The 25,624-nt window shown below is 76.0% G+C and carries 21 protein-coding genes; 8 read left to right on the forward strand and 13 right to left on the reverse strand.

Going from position 1 to position 25,624, the window contains the following annotated elements:
- Window positions 1-27: 27 nt before the first annotated feature.
- The gene (locus tag ACZ5NJ_RS09940) at window positions 28-1,296 is read right to left on the reverse strand and encodes a streptophobe family protein (protein WP_468764212.1); all 1,269 of its coding nucleotides are present in this window, start codon (window positions 1,294-1,296) and stop codon (window positions 28-30) included.
- 126 nt (window positions 1,297-1,422) lie between these two features.
- On the opposite strand from ACZ5NJ_RS09940, the gene ACZ5NJ_RS09945 reads away from it, so the two are divergent.
- A complete protein-coding gene (locus ACZ5NJ_RS09945; RefSeq protein WP_468764213.1) occupies window positions 1,423-2,691 on the forward strand; it encodes a DUF6777 domain-containing protein in 1,269 nt (422 codons plus the stop codon).
- Window positions 2,692-2,756: 65 nt separating this feature from the next.
- On the opposite strand, the gene ACZ5NJ_RS09950 is transcribed toward ACZ5NJ_RS09945, so the two are convergent.
- A complete protein-coding gene (locus ACZ5NJ_RS09950; protein WP_468764214.1) occupies window positions 2,757-3,197 on the reverse strand; it encodes a hypothetical protein in 441 nt (146 codons plus the stop codon).
- Between the two features lie 81 nt (window positions 3,198-3,278).
- On the opposite strand from ACZ5NJ_RS09950, the gene ACZ5NJ_RS09955 reads away from it, so the two are divergent.
- A complete protein-coding gene (locus ACZ5NJ_RS09955) occupies window positions 3,279-5,342 on the forward strand; it encodes a SpoIIE family protein phosphatase (RefSeq protein ID WP_468764215.1) in 2,064 nt (687 codons plus the stop codon).
- Here ACZ5NJ_RS09955 and ACZ5NJ_RS09960 read toward each other — a convergent pair.
- Window positions 5,339-6,055: a DUF4328 domain-containing protein gene (locus ACZ5NJ_RS09960; protein ID WP_468764216.1), complete on the reverse strand. Its 717-nt coding sequence runs from the start codon at window positions 6,053-6,055 to the stop codon at window positions 5,339-5,341. The genes ACZ5NJ_RS09955 and ACZ5NJ_RS09960 overlap by 4 nt on opposite strands.
- A 226-nt stretch (window positions 6,056-6,281) precedes the next feature.
- On the opposite strand from ACZ5NJ_RS09960, the gene ACZ5NJ_RS09965 reads away from it, so the two are divergent.
- Window positions 6,282-8,960 (forward strand): phosphodiester glycosidase family protein, encoded by a 2,679-nt coding sequence (locus tag ACZ5NJ_RS09965; protein WP_468764217.1) that lies wholly within the window; start codon window positions 6,282-6,284, stop codon window positions 8,958-8,960.
- A 75-nt stretch (window positions 8,961-9,035) separates the two neighbouring features.
- Here ACZ5NJ_RS09965 and ACZ5NJ_RS09970 read toward each other — a convergent pair whose 3' ends face one another.
- The 3 genes from ACZ5NJ_RS09970 to ACZ5NJ_RS09980 all read right to left on the reverse strand — a co-directional run bounded on the left by ACZ5NJ_RS09970 (window position 9,036) and on the right by ACZ5NJ_RS09980 (window position 12,529).
- Window positions 9,036-10,979 (reverse strand): ABC transporter permease, encoded by a 1,944-nt coding sequence (locus tag ACZ5NJ_RS09970; protein WP_468764218.1) that lies wholly within the window; start codon window positions 10,977-10,979, stop codon window positions 9,036-9,038.
- A 176-nt stretch (window positions 10,980-11,155) separates the two neighbouring features.
- Window positions 11,156-11,977 carry a molybdate ABC transporter substrate-binding protein gene (gene modA, locus ACZ5NJ_RS09975; RefSeq protein ID WP_468764219.1) on the reverse strand — a complete coding sequence of 274 codons (822 nt, stop codon included), beginning with the start codon at window positions 11,975-11,977 and terminating at the stop codon, window positions 11,156-11,158.
- Window positions 11,978-12,133: 156 nt separating this feature from the next.
- Window positions 12,134-12,529 (reverse strand): TOBE domain-containing protein, encoded by a 396-nt coding sequence (locus ACZ5NJ_RS09980; RefSeq protein WP_468764220.1) that lies wholly within the window; start codon window positions 12,527-12,529, stop codon window positions 12,134-12,136.
- 146 nt (window positions 12,530-12,675) lie between these two features.
- Here ACZ5NJ_RS09980 and ACZ5NJ_RS09985 point away from each other — a divergent pair, with 146 nt between their 5' ends.
- Window positions 12,676-13,089 (forward strand): RNA-binding S4 domain-containing protein, encoded by a 414-nt coding sequence (locus ACZ5NJ_RS09985; protein ID WP_468764221.1) that lies wholly within the window; start codon window positions 12,676-12,678, stop codon window positions 13,087-13,089.
- A gap of 62 nt (window positions 13,090-13,151) precedes the next feature.
- On the opposite strand, the gene ACZ5NJ_RS09990 is transcribed toward ACZ5NJ_RS09985, so the two are convergent.
- The 4 genes from ACZ5NJ_RS09990 to ACZ5NJ_RS10005 form a co-directional block, all read right to left on the reverse strand.
- Window positions 13,152-13,550, reverse strand: a complete 399-nt coding sequence (locus ACZ5NJ_RS09990; protein WP_468764222.1) for a PTS-dependent dihydroxyacetone kinase phosphotransferase subunit DhaM — start codon at window positions 13,548-13,550, stop codon at window positions 13,152-13,154.
- Window positions 13,547-14,158 carry a dihydroxyacetone kinase subunit DhaL gene (gene dhaL, locus ACZ5NJ_RS09995; RefSeq protein ID WP_468764223.1) on the reverse strand — a complete coding sequence of 204 codons (612 nt, stop codon included), beginning with the start codon at window positions 14,156-14,158 and terminating at the stop codon, window positions 13,547-13,549. Before dhaL ends, ACZ5NJ_RS09990 begins: the two co-directional genes overlap by 4 nt.
- Window positions 14,159-14,196: 38 nt before the next feature.
- Window positions 14,197-15,204, reverse strand: a complete 1,008-nt coding sequence (gene dhaK / locus ACZ5NJ_RS10000; RefSeq protein ID WP_468764225.1) for a dihydroxyacetone kinase subunit DhaK — start codon at window positions 15,202-15,204, stop codon at window positions 14,197-14,199.
- A gap of 109 nt (window positions 15,205-15,313) precedes the next feature.
- Window positions 15,314-15,778: a MarR family winged helix-turn-helix transcriptional regulator gene (locus ACZ5NJ_RS10005; RefSeq protein ID WP_468764226.1), complete on the reverse strand. Its 465-nt coding sequence runs from the start codon at window positions 15,776-15,778 to the stop codon at window positions 15,314-15,316.
- Between the two features lie 123 nt (window positions 15,779-15,901).
- Between ACZ5NJ_RS10005 and ACZ5NJ_RS10010 the strand changes: the two genes are divergently transcribed.
- The gene (locus ACZ5NJ_RS10010; protein WP_468764227.1) at window positions 15,902-16,468 is read left to right on the forward strand and encodes a DoxX family protein; all 567 of its coding nucleotides are present in this window, start codon (window positions 15,902-15,904) and stop codon (window positions 16,466-16,468) included.
- Between the two features lie 95 nt (window positions 16,469-16,563).
- The gene (locus ACZ5NJ_RS10015) at window positions 16,564-18,351 is read left to right on the forward strand and encodes a glycoside hydrolase family 15 protein (protein WP_468764228.1); all 1,788 of its coding nucleotides are present in this window, start codon (window positions 16,564-16,566) and stop codon (window positions 18,349-18,351) included.
- 68 nt (window positions 18,352-18,419) lie between these two features.
- On the opposite strand, the gene ACZ5NJ_RS10020 is transcribed toward ACZ5NJ_RS10015, so the two are convergent.
- Window positions 18,420-19,829, reverse strand: coding sequence for an APC family permease (locus tag ACZ5NJ_RS10020; RefSeq protein ID WP_468764229.1), 1,410 nt, complete (start codon window positions 19,827-19,829; stop codon window positions 18,420-18,422).
- A 276-nt stretch (window positions 19,830-20,105) separates the two neighbouring features.
- Window positions 20,106-22,223, reverse strand: coding sequence for a GAF domain-containing SpoIIE family protein phosphatase (locus ACZ5NJ_RS10025; RefSeq protein WP_468764230.1), 2,118 nt, complete (start codon window positions 22,221-22,223; stop codon window positions 20,106-20,108).
- A 241-nt stretch (window positions 22,224-22,464) separates the two neighbouring features.
- Here ACZ5NJ_RS10025 and ACZ5NJ_RS10030 point away from each other — a divergent pair, with 241 nt between their 5' ends.
- Window positions 22,465-23,193: a class I SAM-dependent methyltransferase gene (locus ACZ5NJ_RS10030; RefSeq protein WP_468764231.1), complete on the forward strand. Its 729-nt coding sequence runs from the start codon at window positions 22,465-22,467 to the stop codon at window positions 23,191-23,193.
- A 25-nt stretch (window positions 23,194-23,218) separates the two neighbouring features.
- On the opposite strand, the gene ACZ5NJ_RS10035 is transcribed toward ACZ5NJ_RS10030, so the two are convergent.
- On the reverse strand, window positions 23,219-24,130 hold the full coding sequence (locus ACZ5NJ_RS10035) for an alpha/beta hydrolase fold domain-containing protein (RefSeq protein ID WP_468764232.1): 912 nt from the start codon (window positions 24,128-24,130) through the stop codon (window positions 23,219-23,221).
- A gap of 229 nt (window positions 24,131-24,359) precedes the next feature.
- Between ACZ5NJ_RS10035 and tdh the strand changes: the two genes are divergently transcribed.
- Entirely contained in the window at window positions 24,360-25,388 is a 1,029-nt protein-coding gene (gene tdh, locus ACZ5NJ_RS10040) for an L-threonine 3-dehydrogenase (protein ID WP_468764233.1), read from the forward strand.
- The last annotated feature ends 236 nt before the right edge of the window (window positions 25,389-25,624 follow it).

Below are 25,624 nucleotides of genomic sequence, written 5' to 3' on the forward strand. Positions count from 1 at the left end.
GAAGGCAACGGGGGAGCGGGGCGGTTCCTACCGGTGCCGGCGACGGGCGGTTACGGGCCCGTCCACCCGGCCGGGGTGGTGCAGCGGGCGGGCCAGGAGGGCGCCGAGGAACCCGGCCACCGCGCCCCAGAGCAGTCCGAGGCCGGTCGTACGCCACAGGGCGGCGGTGAGCTCGATCCGGCCGCCGAGCCCCGATTCGTCCCCGATGCCCAGCAGCGAGAGCCCGAACCGGGCCTCGATCCGGCCCAGCAGACAGACCGTCAGGGTGGCCAGGGCCAGCGCCACCCCCAGGTGCAGGGCGTGCTGCCAGGGCCGGACCCCCGCCGGGGAGCGTACGGCGGCCAGCACCCCCGCGCCGAGCAGTGCGACGGCGGCCACCGCGACCAGCCACCAGGCCCGGCCGTCCTGCCGGGCGAGGGAGGACACGTCGAGGGTGGACAGGTCGGGCCCGCGCAGCACCCGGTCCAGCAGCTGGGGCATCGGCAGCCCGAACGGACCCTCCGCCCGGCCCTGCCAGGCGCCGCCGAAGCCCAGGGTCAGGCCGAGCCAGGCCAGGTTGGGCAGGCCGAGCAGGAGCACGGCCAGCGTCCGGGTGGCATGCCCCTGCGTGGCGGCCACCACCAGACCGATCGCCAGCCCGAGGACCACGTACCCGACGAGGAGGACGGCGGTGGCGAACGCCGCCGGGCGCACCGCCGTGTGGAAGCGCAGCAGACCGGCCGGCAGCGGCGCGCGGCGGGAGACGAGCAGGGCGATCAGCAACAGGCCCACGATCCACGCCAGTCCATAGCCCAGGGTGGCGGGCAGGTCCGCCCGGAAGCCCGCCGTCGGGGTGGAGTCGAGGAGTTCGCCGAGGTCAGCCAGCGGCGAGTCCCCGTTGAGCAGGCGGAAGCTGTGGTCGGCGAAGAGCGCGAAGAGGGTGAGCAGGGCCAGCCACAGCACGGTCGGCAGGGCGGCCCGGACGAGCAGTTCGCGGGGCCGGGCCACCGCGCGGTGCCGCAGCGGGCGCAGGAACAGGTACCCGGTGGTCAGCGCGCCGGCGAGGCTCACCGACAGCGGGAGCACCGACAGGCTCGCGTCGGCACCGCCCAGCAGGCCGGCGCCGCCCGTGATGCGGACCTCGCCGCCGGCCGCCATCACGACGACGGCGGCGACCACATGGCCGAACGCCCCGCCCGGCAGGTCGGCCGCGCCGGCGCAGGCCAGCCCGGCGGCGGCCACCGCGGTCATCACCGCGAAGCCTGCGAGGACGGCGGCGAGGGCGTCACGCCACGCCTTCGCGGAGGTGCTGCTCACCCTGCAACCGTGGCATCCCCGGCTTGCGGCCACCACTCGGACCCCGCACACAATGGGCGGCAAGAGTGCCTGAAATCCGGCAGATGTCCGGAATCAACCTCGTTCGGTGCTCGGGAAGAAGGGCCCGTGACCACTCAGCCGTCCGGTGGGCAGCCGCCCCCGTTCTCCTCGCAGCCGCCGGCCTCGGAGCGTCCCACCGGTCCCCCTTCCGGCCCCCTCTCGGGTGGGGACCGGGGGTCCACGCCTCCGCCGCCCGCGCCCCCCGGAGGATCCTCCGGCGGTTCCTCGGGCGGCGGCGAGCCACCCGGACGGCCCTGGTGGCGGTCCGTGCCCCGGCTGGTGACCGCGGCCGTGGCGGTGGTGGCCGTGGCCACCCTGGCCGTGGTGCTGACCCGGCAGCCCGGCGGCTCCTCGGGGCAGGCCGGGAGCGAGGTGTTCCTCCAGCCGGCCGCCGCCTCGGGACCGGACCCCTTCACCGACTCCACGGCCGCCCGGCAGGCGACCCCGCCGCCGCAGAGCACGGCGCCGCAGAGCACGGCGCCCGTCCCGGCGACGAGCACGGCCACCGCCACGACGGGCACCCGCAGCGTCAGCGGTTCCGCCCCCGGCCTCTACGGCGGCACGCGGGACGTCGCCAGCTGCGACGTGGAGAAGCAGATCGCGGCCCTGTCCGGACAGCCCGCCAAGAACGGCGCCTTCGCCTCCGCCCTCGGCCTCGAACCGGGCGCGGTGCCCGGCTATCTGCGCGGGCTCACCCCCCTCCAGCTGCGCCTGGACACCCGGGTCACCAACCACGGCTTCCGCGACGGCGCCCCCACCGCCTACCAGGCCGTGCTCCAGGCCGGGACGGCCGTGCTGGTGGACGACCGGGGCGTGCCCCGGGTGCGCTGCGCCTGCGGGAACCCGCTGGGCCCGCCGGTGGCGCTGAAGGCCAACCCCAAGCGGAACGGGGAGCCGTGGGGCGCGTACGAGCCGGCGAAGGTGGTGGTCGTCGCACCGTCGGAGACCACCGTGAACGCCTTCGTCATCTACGACCACCAGGACCGCCGCTGGCTCGAACGCGGGCGCGGCGCGGCCCCGAAGCCGGACAAGCCGGTCCCGCCCCCGTCCGCTCCGACGCCGGTGCCCACCACCGTCCCGCCCACGGCGTCGGCGAGCCCGACCCCGCCGGCCGCCTCCTCGGCCCCGCCCACCGCGAAGCCCACCGGCCCCGCGTCGGGGACCGCCCCCGCATCCCCGACCGGCACCCCCCGGGAGCCGTCCTCCGAGCCGCCGTCCGAGCCGTCCTCGGAGACCGCCACGGAGCCGTATCCGCCGGCCACGACCCCGGCCCCGGCCACACCCCCGCCGCCCCCCGCCACCACACCGCCCGCACCTCCGGCCAACCCCTACTAGGAGGTAGCCCCCGGCCCCCCGGCCCTCCCCGCACGGCGGGGGCCGGGGGACGCGTGGACGGCGGATCAGGCGGGCGGGCCGGCGCACACCGAGCCCGTCTCGTAGATCGTGCCGACGTCGTCGGGTTCGGGCGGCGCCGTCGGGAGCTCCGACGGCAGCGCGGTCGGTTCCTCCGCGGCCAGGACGGCCACCTCGACCGCCCCGCAGTAGCGGGTGCCCGGGCGGATCCCGGCGTCCAGCCGCTTGACGACGGTCCTGCCCACCCCCGGGACCTCGTCGGACAGGATCACCCGCAGCGTCTCCCCGCCGCCCTCGGGCCGCAGGACGAGCACGTTGCTCTTGTCATGGGCCTCGGTGTCGAGGAACGAGACCGTCACGTACGGGGCGTCCAGCTTCAGGCTCAGCAGGCGCGACGCCGCCGAGGCGGGCGTCGCGAGCCCCACCGCCAGCCCGCACGCCAGAACCGCCCCGACCGGGGCCCGCAGCCTCCGGGTCAGCCGCCTCATGGGGGATTCCCTTCGCAGACACAGGGGACGATCCGATCGTCTGCCCGGGCGCCGGCCCCGGCAAGGTGAGACCCTGGCTGCATGGACCAGCGGGGACGGACCCCGGCGGTCGACTGGCCCGCGCGGCCCGACCTGAGCCTGGCGCTAAACCGCATGGGCACCTTCGACTGGGACCTCGACAGCGGCCGCATGCACCTGGACGCCACCGCCATCGAGGTCCTCGACCTGCGCCCGGACCAGTTCGACGGCACCCCCGACGGGCTGCGCGCCCGGGTCGTCCCCGAGGACCGGGCCCGCCTGGATCACCGCGTCCGGCAGGCGCTGCACGACGGCCGCAGCCACTACGGGGCCTACTTCCGCACCCTCCGCCAGGACGGCGGCACCGCCTGGACCCACCTCCAGGGCCACGTCCTGCGCGACCCGGACGGCCGGCCGAACAGGATCATCGGGATCCTCCGCGACGCCGCCCAGGACCCCGGCGAGCCCGGCGCGGCGGGGGAGCGCGACGAGGGCCGGCGCCGGATGACCGGGGTCGTCGAGCGGACCGCCGCCATCCTCGCGCACGCCCGCACCGTCAACGACGTGACCGACATCCTCAAGGACCCCGAGGGCCTCGGCCACCTCGGCGCGGTCAGCGTCATGCTCGGCGTCGTCGACGGCGGCCGGATCCACCTGGTCGCGGAGGGGCAGCTCGGCGCGTACGTGCCCGAGATCGAGTACACCCGCATCGACGCCCGGCTGCCGATGAGCGAGGCCGTGCGTACCCTCCAGGCCGTCTACCTCTCCTCGCGGGAGGAGTTCCGCCGCCGCTACCCCGAGCTGTGGCCGTACATCGAGCCGCTGTCCGTCCGCAGCGGCGTCTACCTCCCGCTCATCGCCCAGGGCCGCCCCATCGGCGCGCTCGGCCTGCTCTACACCCGCGACGGCGACTTCACCGCCGAGGAGCGCAACCTGCTGGTGGCGCTCGGCAGCGGCATCGCGCAGAGCCTCCAGCGGGCGATCCTCTTCGAGCAGGAGCACGACCTCGCCGAGGGCCTCCAGCGGGCCATGCTGCCCCGCAGCATCCCCGAGATCGCGGGCGCGCGGATCGCCGTACGGTACCGGGCGGCCCGGATCGGACGGGACATCGGCGGCGACTGGTACGACGTCATCCCGCTCGGCGAGGGCCGCGTCGGGGTGATGATCGGGGACGTCGAGGGCCACGACACGGACGCGGCGGCCGTCATGGGCCAGCTGCGCATCGTGCTCCGCGCCTACGTCCTGGAGGGCCACACCCCCGGCACGGCCATGGCCCGCGCCTCCGCCTTCCTGCGCGACCTCGCCACCGAGCGCTTCGCCACCTGCACCTACGCCGAGGTGGACCTCAACACCGGGATGCTGCGCCTGGTCCGGGCCGGCCACCTCGACCCGGTGGTCCGGCGCGGGGACGGCAGCTGCCACCGCGTGCAGGTGGCGGGCGGGCTACCGCTCGGACTGCCCCCGGGCGAGCACCCGGAGGCCGGCTGCGGCTACCCCGTCACCAGCCTGGAGCTCCACCCCGGTGACACCCTGCTGCTCTGCACGGACGGCCTGATCGAACGGCCCGGCGGCGACGCCGAGACCGGGATGCGGGAGTTCATGGACGCGGCCTGCGAGGGCCCGGCGGACGTCGAGGAACTCGCCGACGTGCTGTGCGACCTCGTCGGCGACGTGGGCGGCGGGGACGACATGGCCCTGCTCGTGCTGCGCCGCCGCGGCACCCCCGCCCCGCGCGGCGGCGGCCCGCTGAGCCGGCACCTGGCCCCGGGCGACCCGGACGGCCCGGCCGTGGCCCGGCACCTGATCCGGGCGGCGGCCGCCGCCTGGGGCGCCCGGGAGCGGGCCGACGAGATCGAGCTGGCCGCCGATGAACTGATGACCAACGCCCTGGTGCACACCGAAGGCGGCGGACAGGTCGGCATGCGGCTGACCGCGGACGGCCGGATCCGCATCGAGGTCGAGGACTCCAGCAGCGCCCTGCCGCGCCGCCGCGAGGCGGACGACTGGGCGGTGTCGGGCCGGGGCCTGCTGCTGGTCGACCGGCTCGCGGACGGCTGGGGCGTGGAGCCGCGCGGGAACGGCAAGTGCGTGTGGTGCGAGTTCGCCGTCCCCGGGCCGGAGCGCTAGAGGTTCCAGGCCCTGGCGTGCTGCAAGGCCGTCAGCTTCTGGACGAAGACGATCGCCAGCACGGCGGCGGCGAGCGTGCACAGGTCGGCGAAGGCGCCGGAGGCGGCGGCGATCCCCAGTCCCTCGGGGGTTTCCGTGCGCTTGTAGAGCTGCTCCACGACGGCGTCGCAGACCGTGGAGGCGGTCCACACCAGCCACCAGGCCGTCACGGGCGCGGTGGAGACGCGCTGGTACGAGCCGTCGGCCGCCCGCCGCTGGCTGGCCCGCCAGGTCTGCTTCGCGATCCGGTAGGGCAGGTAGACGTTGCCGATCGGAACGAACCACGAGCCGATGGCCCAGCCGCGCGACTGGCTGAAGCCGTCGGGCCGGAAGACCTGGCCGTTCGTGCGCACCCGGTGGAACCAGACGATGAAGACCACCCCCGTCGCGAGCAGCGACAGCGTCTGGAAGGAGGCCACGATGCCGGTGAGGACGTCCGACTGCCGCAGGGCCTCGTCCCCGGCCGGGGCGGGGCCGTCGATCAGGTCCTGCGCCAGCGACCACCGGTGCAGGCCCACTCCGGCCGAGAGGAGGTTCACCAGGCCCGCCACGGACAGCAGCACGGTCAGCGCCCGCGCCAGACCCTGCGCGGCGCGCAGCACCGGGAGGTTGGGCAGGTACGGCGGTTGGCCGAGGGCCGGGGACGGCGGTGATCCGGGCGTGCCGAAGGACATGACGTGGTACCCCCCACGGGAACATCTGTACAAGGGAACATCTGCACAAGAGACGGACGCACAACGGGCCGGCAGAGCGCCGGCCCGGGCAATGGGGGAGAACATATGCCAGCCCCGGCTCCGCCGTCCACACGGCGGTACGAGGGGTACGAACGGCTGAACCCGCTGGTCCACGCGGTGCGCCCCGGTTCCGATGGTCGTACAGTATGGCGATCCTGCCGGGGTGATGAGCCTCCGCCCGCTGCTGCCCGTCCTGTTGAGCGCCCTCCTGCTGGGCCCCGCGCCCGCGTACGCCGCCGCGGGAGGCCCCGGCGACGGCATCGAGACCGCCCGGACCACCCGGCAACTCGCCCCCGGAATCCGCCTGGAGTCCTTCGACCGGCTGGAGGCCGACCGCTGGCTGCGGATCGACGAGCTGGTCGCCGACCTCGACCCGCGCGGCGGCGTACGGGCCGAGTACCTCGGGACCGGCGGCGGCACCGGCCCGGTCACCCTCGCCGAAGCCGCCGCCCGGTACCGGCCCGGCCCCGGGCGGCGCGTGGTCGCCGCCGTCAACGGCGACTTCTTCGACATCCGGAACACCGGAGCCCCCCTCGGCCCCGGCGTCGGTTCCGGCCGGCTCCTGCACTCCGCCTCGCCCGGGCCCGGCGGCGGCGCGGCCGTCGGCTTCGGCCCGGACGGCGCAGGCCGCCTCCTGCGCCTCGGCCTCGACGGGACGGTGACCCTGCCCGGCGGACGGACGTACCCGCTGGCCGGGTACAACGCCGCCAAGCCGCCCACGGAGGGCTTCGCCGCCTACACCGCCGACTGGGGCGGCACACGGCTCCCGGCCCCGGGGCCCGGCCCGGCCGTGGAGCTCCGCGACGGCAAGGTGGCCTCCACCGGCCCCGCCACCGCGGCGCGGCCCGCCCCCGGCACCACCCTGCTGACCGCCCGCGGCACCGCCCCGGCGGCCGCCCTCGCCGCCCTGCGCCCGGGGGACGCGGTGACCGTCACCGCCCGGCCGCTGCCCGCGTCGGGGCCGGCCCCGGTGACGGCGCTCGGCGGGCGCGGGACCCTGGTCGCCGACGGGAGACCGCTGGACCACGACGGCGAGGCCAACGACGCCGCCGCCCCGCGCACCGCCGTCGGGCTCTCCCGGGACGGCCGGCGGCTGACCCTGATCGCCGTCGACGGCCGCCAGCGCGACAGCGGCGGCCTGACCCTCACCGGGCTCGGCGCGCTGATGCACCGGCTCGGCGCGTACGAGGCCCTCAACCTCGACGGCGGCGGCTCCACCACGCTGCTCGCCGCCCACCCCGGCGCGGGCGCCCTCACCCTGGAGAACTCCCCCTCCGACGGGCACCAGCGCCCCGTGCCCAACGGCCTCGTCCTCACCGCCCCGGCCGGCCCCGGCCCGCTGGCCGGCTTCCGCGTCGAGCCCCTCGGCGGAGCCGCCCGGCTCTTCCCCGGCCTGACCCGCACCCTCACCGCCACCGCGTACGACACCGTCCTCGCTCCGGCCGCCGCGACCCCGCACTGGACCGCCGACCGGGGCCGGATCGGCCCGGACGGCGTCTACCGCGCCGCCCGCCCGGGCCCGGCCGTCGTCCGGGCCTCGGCCGGGAAGGCGCCGCGGGCCGCGGCCGCCGCGGATGCCGGGCGCGGGGGCCCCGAGGGGGCGCTGCGGCTCGACGTGCTCGGGCCGCTCGCCGGGGTGCGGGCCGTGCCCGCCCGCATCGGGCTCGAACGGCGCGGGGACAGCACCGGGTTCAGCCTGACCGGCTACGACGCCCAGGGGGCCGCCGCACCCGTCGAGCCCCGGGACCTGACCCTGGACTACGACCGCACCCGCTGGCGCGTCGCCGAGGACGGCCGGGGCGGCTTCACCGTCACGGCTCTCGTCCCCCGGGCCGCCGGCCGGCTGTCCGCCACCGTCAGGGCCACCGGCGCCACCACCGAACTGGCCCTCGGTGTCGGCTCGGTGACCGCGCCCCTGGCCGGCTTCGAGGACGCCGCCGCCTGGACCGGGACCGGCGCCGCCCCGGCCGAGGGCCACCCCGGCCCGGGGCTCGCCCTGGAGGCGCGCGCCGGAGCCGCGGCCGCCCCGCCCCGGCCGCTCCCCGTACCGGAGTTGACCCGCGCCCTGTCCCTGTGGGTCGGCGGGGACGGCTCGGGGGCCCGGCCCGCGGTGGAACTGGCGGGGGCCGACGGGGTACCGGTGACCCTGCGCGGGCCCGCCGCCGACTGGACCGGCTGGCGGGAGGTCAGGCTGCCGGTCCCGGCCACCGCCGAGCAGCCCCTGCGCGTCACCCGCCTCTCGGCCGCCCCGGGCGCCCGCGCCGGCCGGCTGCTCCTGGACACCCTGACCGCCACGACCGCGCCCACCGGGCCCGCCGCCCCGGTCGCCGCCCGGCCGGACCCCGTGGTGGCCACCGCCGCCCAAGTCGCCGCCCGGCCCTGGCGGTTCGCCGTCGGCGGGGCCCCGGGCGGAGACGCCGACCTGGTGCTGACGGGCGCCGAGCGGACGCCCTTCCTGCACCGCGGGGTGCGCTTCGTACCGCTCGACACCGGCCGGCGCACCCTCGACCGGGGCGCCGGACTCGCCCGGATGCGGGCCCTGCGCCAGGCCCTGGACGCCGCCGCCCGCGAGCCGGGGACGGCCGCGCTGGCCGTCGTCCTGCCGTACGCGCCGGAGGCCCTGGACCGCAAGGAGGCCGCCCTCCTGGCGCTGCGCCTCGCGGAGTTCCGCCGTACGACCGGGAAGGGGGCGGCGGTCGTCACCCCCGGCGCACCCCGCTTCACCGCCGGCCGCGACGACGGCGTACCGGCCGTCGCCGCGCCCCGCACCGGCCGGACCCTGTTCGGGGTCGACACCTCCGCGCAACCGGGCCGCGACTGGCTGTCGGCGGCCCCGCCGGCCTGACCCTGGAAACCCTAGGGGGTGTCCGCAAAGTAGCGTCGTCCGCCCGCGGGGCAGGCGGGACTTTGCGGACACCCCCTAGAGGCGCACGAGGGTGACCTCGGTGGCCTTCACGCTCGTCCAGACCGCGGCGCCGTCGGCCACGCCCAGCTCGGCCGCGGCCTCCGGGGTGATCTCCGCGACCAGGTCGGGCGCCTCCGTCGAGCCGACCAGCACCCGCAGCCGGCTGCCGACGGCGGTGACCTCGCGCACGGTGCCGGGCCAGACGTTGCGGGGGCTGCCGCCGGGCCGGTCCCGGTGCACGGACACCGCCTCCGGGGCGATGATCGCCAGGGCCTGCGCACCCTCGGGGAGCGTCTCGGCCACCACCAGCCGTCCGCCGCCCGCCAGGGCCAGGCCGTCGGCGGAGGCGGTACCCGCCCAGGCGTTGCGGCCCAGCATCCGGGCCACCCACGGCGAGCGGGGGTGCCGGGTGACCTCGGCGGGCGGGGCGTCCTGGAGGGTGCGCCCGTCGGCCAGGACGAGGACCCGGTCGGCCAGGGACACCGCCTCGACGGGGTCGTGCGTGACGATCAGGCAGACCCCGCCGAAGCCCGCCAGGTGCGTGCGCAGGGTGTGCCGCACGTGCGCCCGGGTGGTCTGGTCGAGGGCGGCGAGGGGCTCGTCGAGCAGCAGCAGCCGGGGGCGGGCGGCCAGTGCCCGGGCCAGGGCCACGCGCTGCGCCTGCCCGCCGGACAGCTGGGCGGGCCTGCGCTGGGCGAGGTGGCCCACGCCGAGCCGGTCGAGCCAGGCCTGCGCCTCCCGGCGGGCCTCGGCGCGCGGCACCCGGCGGGCGCGCAGCCCGTACGCGGTGTTGGCGAGGGCGCTCAGGTGCGGGAACAGGGCCCCGTCCTGCGGGACCCAGGCCACCTGGCGGCGGTGCGGGGGCAGGGCCGTGACGTCCGTGTCGCCGAGCCGGAGCTCCGCGTGGGCGCGCGGGGTCAGGCCCAGCAGGGCGCGCAGCAGGGTGGTCTTGCCCGCGCCGTTCTCGCCCACCACGGCGATGGTGGTGCCGGGTTCGGCGTCGAGGGTGAGCCGGTTGAATCCGGTGACCTCGGCGTGCAGGGGCCAGCGGCCGCTGTCGGGGGCGGCCGGCCCGCAGTCCTCGCGGGGTGCGCCGGCCGGCGCGGCCGGGGGTTCCTCGGGGCCCGTGGGCACGGCCCCGGCCGTCGTGCCGGCGGCCGGCGCGCCGGCCCAGCGGCCGCGCAGGGCGATGAGGACGCCCATGGCGATGGCGAGCAGCAGCAGCGACACCGAGGTGGCGGCTTCGGGCTTGTCCTGGAGCAGCAGGTAGACCTGGAGGGGGAGGGTCTGGGTGGTGCCGGGCAGGTTCCCGGCGAAGGTGATGGTCGCGCCGAACTCGCCCAGCGCCCGCGCCCAGGTCAGGGCCGCGCCCGCGATCAGGCCGGGGGCCACCATGGGCAGGGTGACCGTGAAGAACACCCGGACCGGCGCGGCGCCGAGGGAGGCGGCGGTCTCCTCGTAGCGCTGCCCGAGCCCGCCGAGGGCCCCCTCCAGGCTGATCACCAGGAAGGGCATGGCGACGAACGTGGCCGCGACGACGGCGCCGGAGGTGTGGAAGGGCAGGGTGACGCCGAAGGTGTTCTCCAGCCAGGGTCCGAGCAGCCCGCGCCGGCCGAACCCCAGCAGCAGGGCGACACCGCCGACGGTGGGCGGCAGCACCATCGGCAGGAGCACCAGCGAGCGGACGAAGGCCTTGCCCCTGAACTCCACCCGGGCCAGCAGCCAGGCGAGCGGCACCCCGAGCAGGAGGGAGAGGCCGAGCGCCCAGGCGGAGACCACCAGCGAGAGCCGCAGGGCCTCGACGACACCGGGGCTGGTGAGGTGGTCGGCGAGCTCGCCCCACTGGGTGCGGGTGAGGATGCCGATCAGCGGCAGCAGCAGGAACGCGACGGCGAGCAGCGCGGGGAGCGCCAGCGTCACGGGGAGCCGGGTGCGGGTGCGGGTGCGGAGTCTGCTCATGGGGTTCCTGGTCGAAGCTGCTGCGGCGGGCCGGAGGGGAGCGTAGGGAGCCTAGGGGCTGGGACGCCCGCGGTGAGGGGGCGTGCCGAAGGGGCGTGCCGAAGGGGCGTGCCGACGGGGCATGCCGAAGGGGGCTGCCCGTCCCCCCGGACCGGGCAGCCCCCTTCGGCGTGGTGTCACGGCTTCTGGAAACCGGCGTCCTGGAGGATCTTCTGCGCCTCCGGCGTGCTCAGCCAGGCCACGAACGCGGCGGCGGCCTCGGCGTTCTTGGACTGCTTGAGCGTGGCGGCCGGGTAGGAGGCGACGGCGTTCTGGTCGTCCGGGATGTCGACGGTGACGACCTTGTCGCCGGACTTGGCGGAGTCCGTCTTGTAGACGAGGCCGGCGTCGGCCTCGCCCAGCTCGACCTTGCTCAGGACGGCGCGGACGTTGGGCTCCTGGGAGACCGGCTTCACCTCGATCTTCTGGGCGTCGAGGATCTGCTTGCCGTAGCGGCCGACCGGGACCTCGGGCGCCGCGAGGACGACCTTGATCTTGGAGTCGGCGAGGTCCTTCAGCTCGTCGATCTTGAAGGGGTTGCCCTTGCCGGCGGCGATGACCAGGCGGTTCTTCGCGATGACCGTGGCGTCGTTCGTGTCGGCCCTGAGGCCGTCCATGGTCTTGGTGTCGGCGGTGACCAGCGCGTCGGCCGGGGAGCCCTGCTTGACCTGGGCGGCCAGCTCCTGCGAGCCGGCGAAGGAGAAGGTCACCTTGGTGCCCGGGTGGGACTTCTCGTAGGCCGCGCCGGCCGTCTTGAAGACGTCCGTGAGGGAGGAGGCGGCCAGCACCGTGAGGCTGGCCGGCTTGGCCCCGGCGGAGGCGGAGGCGGGCGCCGAGGCGGACGGGCCGGCGGCCGCGTCGTCCTTCTTGTCGTTGCCGCCGCAGGCGGACAGCGGGACGAGCAGGGCGGCGGTCAGCGCGGCGGCGGCCGCGCGGCGGCCGGTCGGGATCGCGTACATGGTGCTCCTCGGTCGGGTCGGCGGCCGGGCGGGTGCCGGGCCGCTCGGTGTGACCCGCGCCGTGACGGGCGGAGCGGGTGGGGGCGGGCGGTGGGTGCGCGCCGTACGGGCGCGCGGGGGTGAGCGGGGGCGGCGGGGTGCCGCGCCGGGACGGGATCAGGTGCGGTCGATGTGCACGCTGGTCGACTTCACGCGGGCGGTGGCCTGCATGCCGACCTCCAGTCCCAGTTCCTCGACGGCCTCGCGGGTCAGCAGGGAGACCAGGCGGTGGGGTCCCGCCTGGATCTCGACCTGGGCGGCCACGTCGCCGAGCGTGACGGCCGTGACGATGCCGGGGAAGGCGTTGCGCGCCGAGGAGTAGGGCTCCCCGTCCTCGGTGTGGGCGCCCTGCCCCACCTCGACGGAGAAGGCCGCGAGGTCACGGCCGTTGATCAGGCGCCGCCCCGCCTCGTCGCGATGGGTCGCGACCCGGCCGGCGTCGGCCCAGCGGCGGGCGGTGTCCGGGCTGACGCCCAGGAGACGCGCCGCCTGTCCGATGGTGTAGGACTGCATGTGCGACAAGGTAGGGGCAGGTCGGCCGCATGTGCAATTCGTTTAGCACGTTCTCTATCGCAGATGCCATGGGCCTTGTGGTATTCGCCAAAGAGCGTTGCGTCTCCGGGCCGGGGGGTGAGCCGGGAGGTCGATAGGCTCGGCGCATGGCTGATACGAAGAGCACGGACGGAGCGGTCGGCCCGGGTCCGGTGGAAGCGGGTACCGCGCGGGTGGACGCCTGGATCTGGTCGGTGCGGCTGACCAAGACCCGGTCCGTCGCGGCGACCGCCTGCCGGGCGGGACACGTCAAGGTCAACGGGGAGCGCGCGAAGCCGGCGCAGCAGGTGAAGGCCGGGGACGAGGTACGGCTGTTCCACGCGGGGCGGGAGCGCGTCGTGGTGGTGCGCAAGCCCGTGACGAAGCGGGTGGGCGCGCCGGTGGCGGCGGAGTGCTTCATCGACAACAGCCCGCCGGCGCCGACGCCCGTGGAGGCGGCCGTGGTGGGCATCCGGGACCGGGGGGCGGGACGGCCCACCAAGCGGGAGCGGCGGGAGTTCGACACCCTCCGGGGGCGGTAGCCGGACCGGCCGCGCCCGGGTGCCGCGCCCCGGGCCGCCGGTCGTCCGCGCGGCGGGATCCGTCAGGCCTTGCGGTAGTCGTAGGCCTCCCCGGCCGCCGCCGCGACGGCCTCCACGGCGGCGCCCGCCGAGGCGGCCACCACCGCTGCCACCGCGCCCTCCAGGAACGGGGCGTCCACCAGGACGGAGTGCGGCGGGAGGTCGCCGTCCTCCAGCAGCGCCTTCACCGTCAGGACGGAGCTGCCCAGGTCCGCCAGCAGGGCGACCCCGGCCCCCTGGTCCACCGACGCCGCCGCCGCGAGGATCAGCTCCGCGCTCGTGCCCAGGCCCCCGTCGGGGCTGCCGCCCGCCGGGGCCACCGGGGCCACCGCTCCGCCCGCCGCCAGCCCGCGGGCCAGCTGGGCGACCGATTCCGCGACCTGGGCGCTGTGCGACACCAGGACGATCCCGACCGCCGTCATGCGCCGCTCCCCTCCGCCGTCTCCGCCAGGGCGGCCAGGAGGAGCGCCGAGGAGGTGGCGCCCGGGTCCTGGTGGCCGACGCTGCGCTCGCCGAGGTAGCTGGCCCGGCCCTTGCGGGCCAGTATCGGCACCGTCGCCAGGGCGCCCGCCTCGGCCGCCGCCCCGGCCGCCGCGTAGGACGTGCCCAGCGCCGCCACGCCGGGGACCAGCGCGTCCAGCATCGTCTTGTCGCCCGGCGCCGCCCCGCCCAGCTGGGCCACCGCGTCCACGCCCGCCTCCAGGGCCCGGTGCAGCGCGGCGTCCGGGACCTCCGGGTCCTCCCCGAGCTCCTTGCCCGTGCGGCGCAGCAGCGTGCCGTACAGGGGCCCGGACGCCCCGCCGACGGTGGAGATCAGCGTGCGGCCCGCGAGCTGGAGGAGGGCGCCGGGAGCCGTCGCGGGGTCCGCCCCGGCGAGGGCGGCCCGCACGGCCGTGAAGCCCCGCAGGAGGTTGGCGCCGTGGTCGGCGTCGCCGATGGGGGAGTCGAGCTCGGTCAGCCGGTCCGCCTCCCGTTCCACCGCGGCCGCGGCGGCCTCCAGCCAGCGTCGGAAGAAGTCTGCGTCACGCATCCGGAATCCTCTCGTCCATCGCCCTGCCTCCCGCTTCCTCAGCGGCCCCAGCGCAGCGCCGGGGTCTGCACCGGGGCGTCCCAGAGCCGCAGCAGCTCCTCGTCGGCCCGGCACAGCGTCACCGAACAGCCCGCCATGTCCAGGGAGGTGACGTAGTTGCCGACCAGGGCGCGGGCCACCGGGACGCCGCGCGCCTCCAGTACCCGGGCCACCTCCGCGTGGAACCCGTACAGCTCCAGCAGCGGGGTCGCGCCCATCCCGTTGACCAGGGCCAGGACGGGGCCGTCCGCCGGAACGCCGGTCTCCGCGAGGCCGTCCAGTACGGCGCCCACCGCCACGTCCGCGATCTCCCGCGCGGTCATCATGGCCCGCCGCTCCCGGCCCGGCTCGCCGTGGATGCCGATGCCCAGCTCCAGTTCGCCGGCGGGGAGTTCGAAGGTGGGGCTGCCCTTCGCGGGGGTGGTGCAGGCGCTGAGCGCGACGCCGAAGCTGCGCGAGCTCTCGTTCACCCGGCGGGCCAGGGCCGCGACCCGCTCCAGCGGCGCCCCCTCCTCGGCGGCCGCCCCGGCGATCTTCTCCACGAACAGGGTGGCGCCCGTACCGCGCCGCCCGGCCGTGTACAGGCTGTCCGTGACGGCGACGTCGTCGTTCACGAGGACGCGCTCCACCCGCAGCCCGTCCTCCTCGGCGAGCTCGGCCGCCATCTGGAAGTTGAGGACGTCCCCGGTGTAGTTCTTGACGATGAACAGGACGCCCTGCCCGGAGTCCACGCTGCCCGCCGCGTGCAGCATCTGGTTCGGCACGGGGCTGGTGAACACCTCTCCGGGGCAGGCGGCCGAGAGCATCCCGTAGCCGACGAACCCGCCGTGCAGGGGCTCGTGGCCGGAGCCGCCGCCGGAGACCAGGCCGACCCGGCCGCCGGACTTCGCGTCCCGCCGCACCACCACCCGCCGCTCCACGTCGACGTCGAGGTCGGGGTGCGCGGCGGCCATTCCGTGCAGCGCGTCGGCGACGACGGTGTCCGCGGAGTTGATGAGCATCCTCAAAACTGCCTCCCAGGTGGCGCGGCCGTCCGGCCCCGTTGGCGGCCGGGGCTTCGAAGTCAACCACGGCCGGGCGCCGGATCAGGGGAGGAACGGCGAAGCGGGACGCGGGTCAGTCGCCCCGCTCCCGCAGCCGGCGGCTGACCTCGCCGAGGCCGTCGGCCAGCACGTCCAGCTGCTCGGGGGTGAGGACGTCGACGAGCGCCGCGCGGACCGCCGTCACATGGCCGGGTGCCGCCGCCTCCAGCCGGGCCCGGCCCGCGTCCGTGAGGACGGCGAAGACCCCGCGCACGTCGGAGGGGCAGCTGCGGCGCCGGACCAGCCCGGCCTTCTCCATCTGGGTGACCTGGTAGGTCAGCCCGCTCTTGGAGTTGACCAGCCCGTTGGCCAGTTCCGTCATGCGCAGTTCGCCCTCGGGTGCGGCGGCGAGCCGCACGAGGATCTCGTACTGGGGGTGGGAGAGTCCGGAGTCGTCCTTGAGCTGCTGGTCGAGATGCCGGTTCACCAGGGCGGAAGCGGCCAGGAAGCCCCTCCAGGCCCGCATCTCGCGCTCGTCGAGCCATCTCGTTCCGTCCATGCCGCCAGGGTACACGAGTTGTTCGAATTTGAATCAATGGCTAGTCTCGGTGGCGGCGGTTCGAATTTGAACAACCTGCTCCTCGAACCACTCCCGGGCCGCCCCGACCGGAAGGAACTCCCCATGACCAGCGCCTCCGCCACCGCGACGAAGGCCCCGGCCACGGCACCGGCCGTCTCCGCCACCCCCGCCACCTCCACCGCCGGCCGTGACGCCGGCCTGCTCCTCCTGCGCCTCGTCCTCGGCCTGACCGTGGCCGCCCACGGCACCCAGAAGCTCTTCGGCTGGTTCGGCGGCGGCGGGATCGGCGGCACCGGCGGGTTCTTCACCTCCGTCGGCTACCCGGCCGGCGACGCCATGGCCGCCCTCGCCGGCCTGACCGAGACCGCCGGCGGCCTCGGCCTCGCCGCCGGCCTGCTCACCCCGCTCGCCGGGGCCGCCGTCACCGGCACGATGATCAACGCCCTCGCCGTCCACGGCGCGGGGGCCTTCTTCGCCCCGAAGGGCATGGAGTACGAACTCCTCCTCGCGGCGGCCGCCGCCGCCCTCACCCTCACCGGCCCCGGCCGCCACGCCCTGGACCGCGTCCTGCCGCTCCCCGCGCTGCGCGACCCCCGCCCCGCCCTCGGCGCGGCGGCCCTCGCCCTCGGCGTGGTGCTCGCCGGCGTCACCCTCCTCGTACGGGGCTGACCGCCCGGCCGTCCCCGCCCCGGCGGCGGGGACGGCCCGCACCGCCCCGTCCCGGCGACTGATTGGCCCGGGGAAATCGGGGGAACAGCGGAGGAATGACACAACCCATCGAAGACTACGCACTCATCGGCGACCTCATGACCAGCGCACTGGTCGGCCGTGACGGGTCCATCGACTGGCTGTGCCTGCCCCGCTTCGACTCCGCCGCCTGCTTCGCCGCCCTCCTCGGCGACGAGGAGAACGGCCACTGGAGGATCGCCCCGGCCGGCGCCGCCGAGGGCGAGCGGTGCACCCGCAGGGCCTACACCGATGCCTCGCTGGTCCTGGAGTCCGTCTGGGAGACCGACGAGGGCACCGTCAAGGTCACCGACTTCATGCCGCAGCGCGACATCGCCCCCGACGTCATGCGCATCGTCGAGGGCGTCTCCGGCCGGGTCACCGTCCGCAGCACCCTGCGCCTGCGCTTCGACTACGGCCACGTCGTCCCCTGGGTCCGGCGCAGCGAGGGCGACCGGGTCGCCATCGCCGGACCGGACTCGGTCTGGTTCCGCAGCGAGCCCGCCGTCCGCACCTGGGGCGAGGGCAACAGCACCCGCTCCGAGTTCACCGTCGGCCCCGGCGAGAAGGTCGCCTTCGTCCTGACCTGGCACCCCTCGCACGAACCGCGCCCCGACCGCGTCGACCCGTACGAGGCCCTGGAGCAGAGCCTCGCCGACTGGCGGGACTGGTCCGCCCAGTGCCGCTACCAGGGCCCCTACGCGGAGGCCGTCACCCGCTCCCTGATCACCCTCAAGGCCCTGACCTACGCCCCCACCGGCGGGATCGCCGCCGCGGCCACCACCTCCCTGCCCGAGGAGCTCGGCGGCGTCCGCAACTGGGACTACCGCTACTGCTGGCTGCGCGACGCCACCCTCACCCTCGGCGCGCTCCTGACCACCGGCTTCCTCGACGAGGCCCGCGCCTGGCGCGGCTGGCTCCTGCGCGCCGTCGCCGGCGACCCGGCCGACCTCCAGATCATGTACGGGATCGGCGGCGAGCGCCGCATCCCCGAGATGGAACTGCCCTGGCTGCGCGGGTACGCCGGCTCCGCGCCGGTCCGCGTGGGCAACGCCGCCGTCGACCAGCTCCAGCTGGACGTCTACGGCGAGGTGCTCGACTCCCTGTACCTCGCCCGCTCCACCGGGCTGGCCTCGGAACGGCACGCCTGGAAGATCCAGCTCGCCCTGCTCGACTTCCTGGAGCGCAACTGGCGCCGGCCCGACGAGGGGCTGTGGGAGGTGCGCGGACCGCGCCGCCACTTCACCCACTCCAAGGTGATGGCCTGGGTGGCCGCCGACCGGGCCGTGCGGACCCTGGAGGCCGCCCCCCAGATGCCCGGCGACGTGGAACGCTGGCGGGCCATGCGCGACGAGGTCCACCGCGACGTCTGCGAGCACGGCTACGACCCCGAGCGGGGCACCTTCACCCAGTACTACGGCTCGCGCGAACTGGACGCGGCGACCCTGCTCATCCCGCGCGTCGGCTTCCTGCCGCCCGAGGACCCGCGCGTCATCGGCACCGTCGACGCCGTCCGGGCCGAGCTGGGCAGCAGCGGCCTGGTCCGCCGCTACAGCACCGAAGGCCCCTCCGTCGACGGGCTGCCCGGTGACGAAGGGGCCTTCCTGGCCTGCTCCTTCTGGCTCGCGGACGCCCTCCACCTCACCGGCCGGCCCAAGGAGGCCCGCGAGCTCTTCGAACGCCTGCTGGCCGTGCGCAACGACGTGGGCCTGCTCGCCGAGGAGTACGACCCCGCGAGCGGGCGCCAGCTCGGCAACTTCCCCCAGGCCTTCAGCCACATCGGCCTGGTGAACACCGCCCTGACCCTCGGCGCGGGCGGCGACTGACCCCGGGAACGCCCGTGGGGCCGCCGCAGGGTGCGGCGGCCCCACGGGGCGCGGGTCCGGGCGGCCGGCTACGCCTCCGCCGGCTCCTCGGTGTCCTCCGGGATGCTGACCAGCCAGCGCGTGTCCTTGCGCGGCCGCAGGTACAGCGCCCAGTACAGGGTCGCGACGGCGGTGATGCCGCCGGTCCACAGCAGGTACTCGGTCTCCTGCTGGGTCAGGATGTACGCCAGGACGGCGATCAGCGCGATCGGCACCGCCGGCCACAGCGGCATCCGCCAGGCCGACGCCTCGCGGTGCGCCCCGCGCCGGCTGAACAGCGCGGCCACCGCGACCAGCAGGTACATGCCGGTCACCGACACGCCGGTCACGCCGTACAGGGTGTCCAGGTTGACGAAGCACATCGCCGCGCCCGGCAGGCCGACCAGCAGGGTGGCCACCCACGGGGAGCCGAAACGGCCCAGGCGGGACAGGCCGCGGTTGACCGGCTCGGGCCAGGCCTTGTCGCGGGCGGAGGCGAAGAGCACCCGGGAGTTCTGGATGACCATGACGATGCCGGCGTTGATGATCGCGAGGGCCACGCAGAGGCTCACGAAGGTGCCGACGGCCGAGTTCGACCAGGCGGTGACCATCGCGCCGAGGTCGCCGGAGGCCAGCGCGTCCAGGTCCGGGGCGCCCATGGTGATGGCGATGACCGGGACCAGGATGACGGCGGTGGAGATGGCGAGCGTCGCCAGCACGGTCCGCGGGACGTTGCGGCGCGGCTTCTCCAGCTCCTCGGAGAGGTACACGGCCGTCGAGAAGCCCTGGGTGATGAACAGCGCGATCGCCAGTCCGGAGACCACCATCATCGCCGTCACCGTGGAGGTGCCGCCGCCCTCGGCGGCCACCGTGCCGTGCACCAGGGCGTCGGCGCCCCGCTCGCTGTGCGCGAAGCCCAGCACGGCCACCAGCGCCGCCGCGACGACCTCCAGGACCAGGAAGATGCCCGTGATCCAGGCGTTGGCCCGCAGGTCCAGCAGACCGGCGAGGGTCGCGAGCAGCATGACCGCGCCGCCGGCGACCGGGGCCGGAATGTGCACCACCGGGGCGAGGTAGTCGGCCGTGCCCATGGCGATCACCGGGGGCACGATCATCACCACGAGCAGGGACAGCACGAACACCAGCCAGCCCGCGAGCCGGCCCGCGAGGGTGGAGACCATGGCGTACTCGCCGCCCGCGCTGGGGATCAGGGTGCCGAGCTCGGAGTAACAGAACGCCACGCCGATACAGAGCAGCGAGCCGATCGCGATGGTCAGCGCGGTCCAGGTACCGAGGCTGGAGAAGAGATCGGGCACGACGACGAACAGGGTCGAGGCGGGCGTCACGCACGACAGCGTGAGCAGGGTCCCGCCGACGACGCCGATGGAGCGCTTGAGCTTCTGGGGGACGGGCCCGGTGGCGGGGGCGAGCGCCTGGGGAGCGCTGAGCGTTTCAGTCATCGGTGCGGGATTCCGATCGGCAGTTGCGAAGAAAAGAAGGGTGCGGGAGCGGTATCGCCTCCGAGGCGGTGGTGGGCACTTCCGTTGGTGTGGCTCCCGGGCCGATATGGAAACTCGACGACATCCGCAGGTCAAGAGCTGTCCATGTACGGATTCCATCGTCCGGCGCAAGCCCGACACGCCGTCATGGCATTAAGGCCGTGTAAACAACGGCCCGGTACGGGGTGCGGGAACCGCACGGAGATCCGGATGAATTTCCTTCCGCTTTGCCCTGCGTCAGCGCCGGGACGCCAAGAGGAGGGCGATGTCGTCCGGACGGTCGGCCTGGCCGTCCGACTCGGCCACCAGCCGGTCCGCGGTCTCCGTCAGCGGTGCCGGACGGGCCCCCGCCAGGGCGGACCGCAGCCGCTCGACGCCCTCGTCGATGTCCGCGCCCGGAACCTCGACGAGCCCGTCGGTGTACAGGGCCAGCACCGCGCCCGGCTCCAGCAGCAGTTCCGTTTCCGGGTAGTCGGCCCCAGGGTCGACGCCGAGGACCACCCCGCCCGCCAGGTCCAGTACCTCGGCGCGGCCGTCCGGGCGGCGCAGCAGCGGCTGCGGATGCCCCGCCCGGGCGGCCAGGGCGCGGCCCGACTCCGGGTCGAGCAGGACGTAGCAGCAGCTGGCGAACTGCCCCGGGTCCAGGTCGATCAGCAGCCGGTTGGTGCCCCGCACCACCTGCTCCGGGGTGCTGCCGCCGATGGTGAAGGCCCGTACGGCACTGCGCAGCTGGCCCATGGTCGCGGCGGCCGCCACCCCGTGCCCCTGCACGTCCCCGATCACCAGCGCCAGCCGGCCCGAGGCCGCCTCGATGACGTCGTACCAGTCGCCGCCCACGTCCATCCCCGCCGAACCCGGCAGGTACCGGCCCACCGTCGCCACGCGGCCCGCCAGCGGCAGCCGGTGCGGCAGCAGCGCCGCCTGGAGCCCCCTGGCCAGCGCCGCCTCGTTCTCGTAGCGCCGCGCCCGGGCCAGGGCCTGCGCGATCAGCCCGGCCAGCGCGGTGAGGACCGTACGCTCCTCCTGGCCGAACCCGCGCGGCGCGTCGAAGCCGAGGATGCACGAGCCCACCGGGCGGCCCGAGGCGATCAGCGGGAGGAAGGCCCGGGCGCCGACGTCGGCGTCCAGCGGGATCCCCGGATAGGCCGACGCCAGGTGCTGCATCGACTCGAAGAACAGCGGCCGCCCGGAGGTCAGCGTCTCCACGCCCGGCAGCCGCACGTCCAGGGAGACCCCGTCGAACCGGTCCAGGAACCCCTTGGGGAAACCGGTCTCCCAGGCGAGGTGCAGGTGCCGCTCGTCCAGCAGGTAGATCGCCAGCTGACGGCCCCCGAACGCGGGCAGCAGCTCCTCGGTGACCACCGCCGACACCTGGCGGGCCGTCATCGCCTCGGTCAGCGCGATCGCCAGCGCCACCGGCCGGTACAGCGCCGAGGCCCGAGCGGCCGGAGCCCCGGGCCCGGCCCCCGGCCGGGCCGCCGCACCGGGCGCGTACACGGGCCGCTCGGCCGCCTCCAGGACCACCGTCACCCCCGCCGGCCCCGGATACAGGCCCACCGACAGCGCCTTCGGATCCGCGCCCGCCCCGGCCCGGGCGTCGAAGAACACCGGCTCACCGGAGAGGAAGGCCCCCCGGAAGTGGTCCTCGTACGCCGGGTGCTCCAGCCACGGCAGCGCCTCCCACAGCGGCCGCCCCACCAGGCGCCCCGCCGACAGCCCGAGCAGCTGCCCGGCAGCGGCACTGGCGAACCCGACGACCCCTTGCCGGTCCACCGACAGCACCCCCTGCACCAGCCGGTCCACGGCCTCCCCCGCGCCCCCGCCCGGCACGGGCCACGGCACGCACAGCGGGTCCCCGTCCCAGCGCACCGGATCCCCGGCCGCCGCCAGCCCCGCCAGCTCCCGCGCCAGCCCCTCGGCGGCCTCCCGCATCAGCCGCCGCTCCCCGGCGTCCACCGCGGCCGTCGCGGGACGCACCACCAGCAGCACCCCGAACCGCTGCGGCCCGGCGGCCACCGGTTCGTACAGCGACCCGAACGGGAACGGCAGCCCCGCCATCAGCTGGGGGAAGCGCCGCATGGCGGCCTCCCCGTCCGCCAGGTGTACGGCCTGGCCGGTCCGGAAGGCCTCCGCCACCGGGTACGGGCGGTTCACCTGGATCCGCCACCAGGGCCGGAACAACCGCCCCGGCAGACCCGTCACCGCCGCCATCCGCAGCAGCCCTTCGGTCTCCGAACGCAGGTAGACGCCGCCCGCCCAGCCGCCGAGCGCCCGCACGGCAGCCACCGTCGCCCGCGCGAGCACCCGGCCCGCGGCGTCGGACGCCGGGCCGCCGCCGCCCGGTCTCGCCGTCATACGGTCAGGATGCTCCCTGGCCCCCGGGCGCTGCACTCCGGCGGCCCCCCGCCCCGCGGAGTCCGGACGCCACCACCGCCGAGGCGACCGGCAGCACCGCCGCCACCGCGCGCGGCGCCGCCCCCCTGGCGGGGGTGAGGTCCGCCGCCGGGCACGCACTGACCCGAACGCCTCCCCCGTACGGGGGACGCACCGGCCCCCGCTGCCGTCCCCCGCGCCCCCGCCGGGGAGGCATGGGCGCATGCATGACGACACCTCCGGCCACCCCGCGCCCCGGGCCGCCTTCACCGCGGCCGACGCCCACACCCTGCGCACCGCGCTCGACGCCCTCGGCGGAGTCCGCGACCTCGACACCCTCGACGTGGCCTGCGGACACGGCGCCACCGCCGCGCTGCTCGCGCGCGGCGGCGCCCGGCGCACCGTCGGCGTCGACAGCTGCCCCGACCGGGTCCGCCGGGCCCGCGAGCGGCAGAGCGGCGGCCGGGACGGGCGGGGCCCCGCCGTCGAGTACGTCGTCGCCGACGCCGCCGACATGCCCCCGCTCGGCCCCTTCGACCTGGTCACCGCCGTCTACCTGTTCAACCACGCCGCGGACCGGGCCGCCCTGCACGCCATGTTCCGCGGCATCCGCGCCAACATGCGCCCCGGCGGCAGGCTGCTCTCCCTCGTCCGCAACCCCGGCGCCTACCCCCGCGTCGACTGGTCCCCGTACGGCATGCGCATCCTCGACCGGGTGCCCGACGGCGACGCGCCGCTGCTCAAGGCCCAGTTCCTGACCGAACCCCCGGTCCACTTCGAGTACCGGGAATGGGCGCACGCCGACTTCGCCGAGGCCGCCGTCGACGCCGGCTTCTCCACCGTCGCCTGGCAGCCCAGCCGCACCCCGCCCCCCGACGCGGCGCGCGACGAGGCGTACTGGACCGCCTACCGCGCCGCGCCGGTCAGCTCCCTGATGACCTGCACGGCGTAGGGCCCCGGACCCCCGTGGCCCGGGCTCACTCCTCGTCGGCCGTCGCCCGCACCAGCTCCACGATCCGGTCCCGGGCCGCCCGCCCCTCCGGGACCGGCAGCAGCGGGTACCCGTGCGGCATGCCCGGCTCCTCGTGCCACTCCACCTGCGCCCCGGCCGCCCGCGCCCGGCGCAGCAGCTCCCGGCTGTCCGTGGTCAGCACGTCCCGGGTCCCGGTGAACACCGTCAGCGGCGCCAGCCCCGCGAACGACCCGTGCAGCGGGCTCACCCGCGGATCGTCCGCCGTCAGCGTGCCCGCGTACAGCCGGCCCGCCTCCGCCAGCCCCGGCCGGGCCAGCACCGGGTCGGCGGCCTCGATCTCCGCCTGGCCGGGGTGGCTCATGCTCACGTCCAGCCAGGGCGAGATCAGCACGATCCGCGACGGCTGCGCCCCGGTCCGCTCGCGCAGCCGCTGCGCCGCGGCCAGCGCCATCCCCGCCCCGGCCGAGTCGCCGAGCAGCACCGTCCCGCCCGCGCCGCCGCTCTCGATCAGGCCGCTCAGCAGGTCCGCGGCCACCGGCACCGTCCGGTCCGCCGTCCCGCGCGGAGCCAGCACGTACGCCGGCACCACCACCCGGGCGCGGGCCCGTGTCACCAGGGTCCGGATCAGCGACCAGTGCGGCCGCACCAGCTCGTTGATGAACGCCCCGCCGTGCACGTACAGCACCCGCGCCACGGGCTCCTCCCCGAGCGGGGAGACGTCGTACACGGGCCAGGCGCCGACGAAGGTCCGCGACACCTCCGCGACCCGCCCCAGCGAACGCGGCGGCAGGTGCGAGGCGGGCCTGCGGGCCGCCTGCGCCACCGTCGCCCGGACCGCCTCGGCGGTGGCGAACCGTCTTCGGCGGCCCGTCGCGACCAGTGCGGCCGACAACGCCCTGCTGCGCAGACTCGGCACGCCCCTCACCTCCCCTTTCACCCCGGCCCCGGACCGCCGCGGCGGTCCCGGCCCGGGCCCTACCCCGTTCCAGGGAGGAGCATAGGCGTGAAGCTGCGCTGTCGACCCGCTTAAGAAAGTCTCGATGGACTGATCACCGCACCGATCGGCAGATTGGTGCCCGTCACCACGCCGCTCGCGCACCAGCGGGCCCGGCGGCCCCTCCTTCCGCACGCCTGGAGCCACCCCCATGAAGGCACTCGTCAAGCACAAAGCCGAACCCGGGCTGTGGCTCATGGACGTCCCCGAGCCGGAGTACGGCCCCGGTGACGTGCTGATCAAGGTGCTGCGCACCGGTATCTGCGGGACCGACCTGCACATCCGCGCCTGGGACGGCTGGGCCCAGGGCGCCGTCAAGACCCCGCTCGTCCTCGGCCACGAGTTCGTCGGCGAGGTCGCCGCGCTCGGCGCCGACGTCCGCGACATCGAGGTCGGCGCCCTGGTCAGCGGCGAGGGCCACCTGGTGTGCGGCAAGTGCCGCAACTGCCTGGCCGGCCGCCGCCACCTGTGCCGCTCCACCATCGGGCTCGGTGTCGGACGCGACGGGGCCTTCGCCGAGTACGTGGTCCTGCCCGCGCAGAACGTCTGGGTGCACCGCACCCAGGTCGACCTGGACGTCGCCGCCATCTTCGACCCCTTCGGCAACGCCGTGCACACCGCGCTCTCCTTCCCGCTGGTCGGCGAGGACGTGCTGATCACCGGCGCGGGCCCGATCGGCATCATGGCGGCCGCCGTCGCCAAGCACGCCGGCGCGCGCAACGTGGTCATCACCGACGTCAGCCCCGAGCGCCTGGAGATCGCCCGCAAGGCGGGCGCCACCCTCGCCGTGAACGTCGCCGAGTCCTCCATCGCCGAGGCGCAGACCCGCCTGGGCCTGCGCGAGGGCTTCGACGTCGGCCTGGAGATGTCCGGCCGCGGTGAGGCGATGCGCGACATGATCGACAACATGACGCACGGCGGCAGGATCGCGATGCTGGGCCTGCCGGCGCAGGAGTTCCCGGTCGACTGGGCCAAGGTCGTCACCTCGATGATCACCATCAAGGGCATCTACGGCCGTGAGATGTTCGAGACCTGGTACGCGATGACCGTGCTGCTGGAGGGCGGGCTCGACCTGACCCCCGTCATCACCGGCCGCTACGCGCACACCGACTTCCAGGCCGCCTTCGACGAGGCCGCCACCGCCCGCAGCGGCAAGATCATCCTGGACTGGACGAAGTAACCCCGGCGGCGGGTGCAGGCTCCTCACGGCGCCAGCCGGTGCCCGCCGGGCAGCCCGCGCCGGCGCCCGCCAGGGCCCGCCCGGGCAGGCCCCGGGGCGGCACCTCCGCCGTCCCTCGCCGGACGCCGCCGCGCTCCTGCCCGCCCGCCGCCGCGCGTGTCGCGGCGGTGCGGGCCGGGCAGCCACCAGACCATCTCCCTCGGGCCGGGCCCCGCACACCCTCCCCCCTCCGCGGG

Source organism: Streptomyces sp. NPDC032091 (assembly GCF_055580265.1).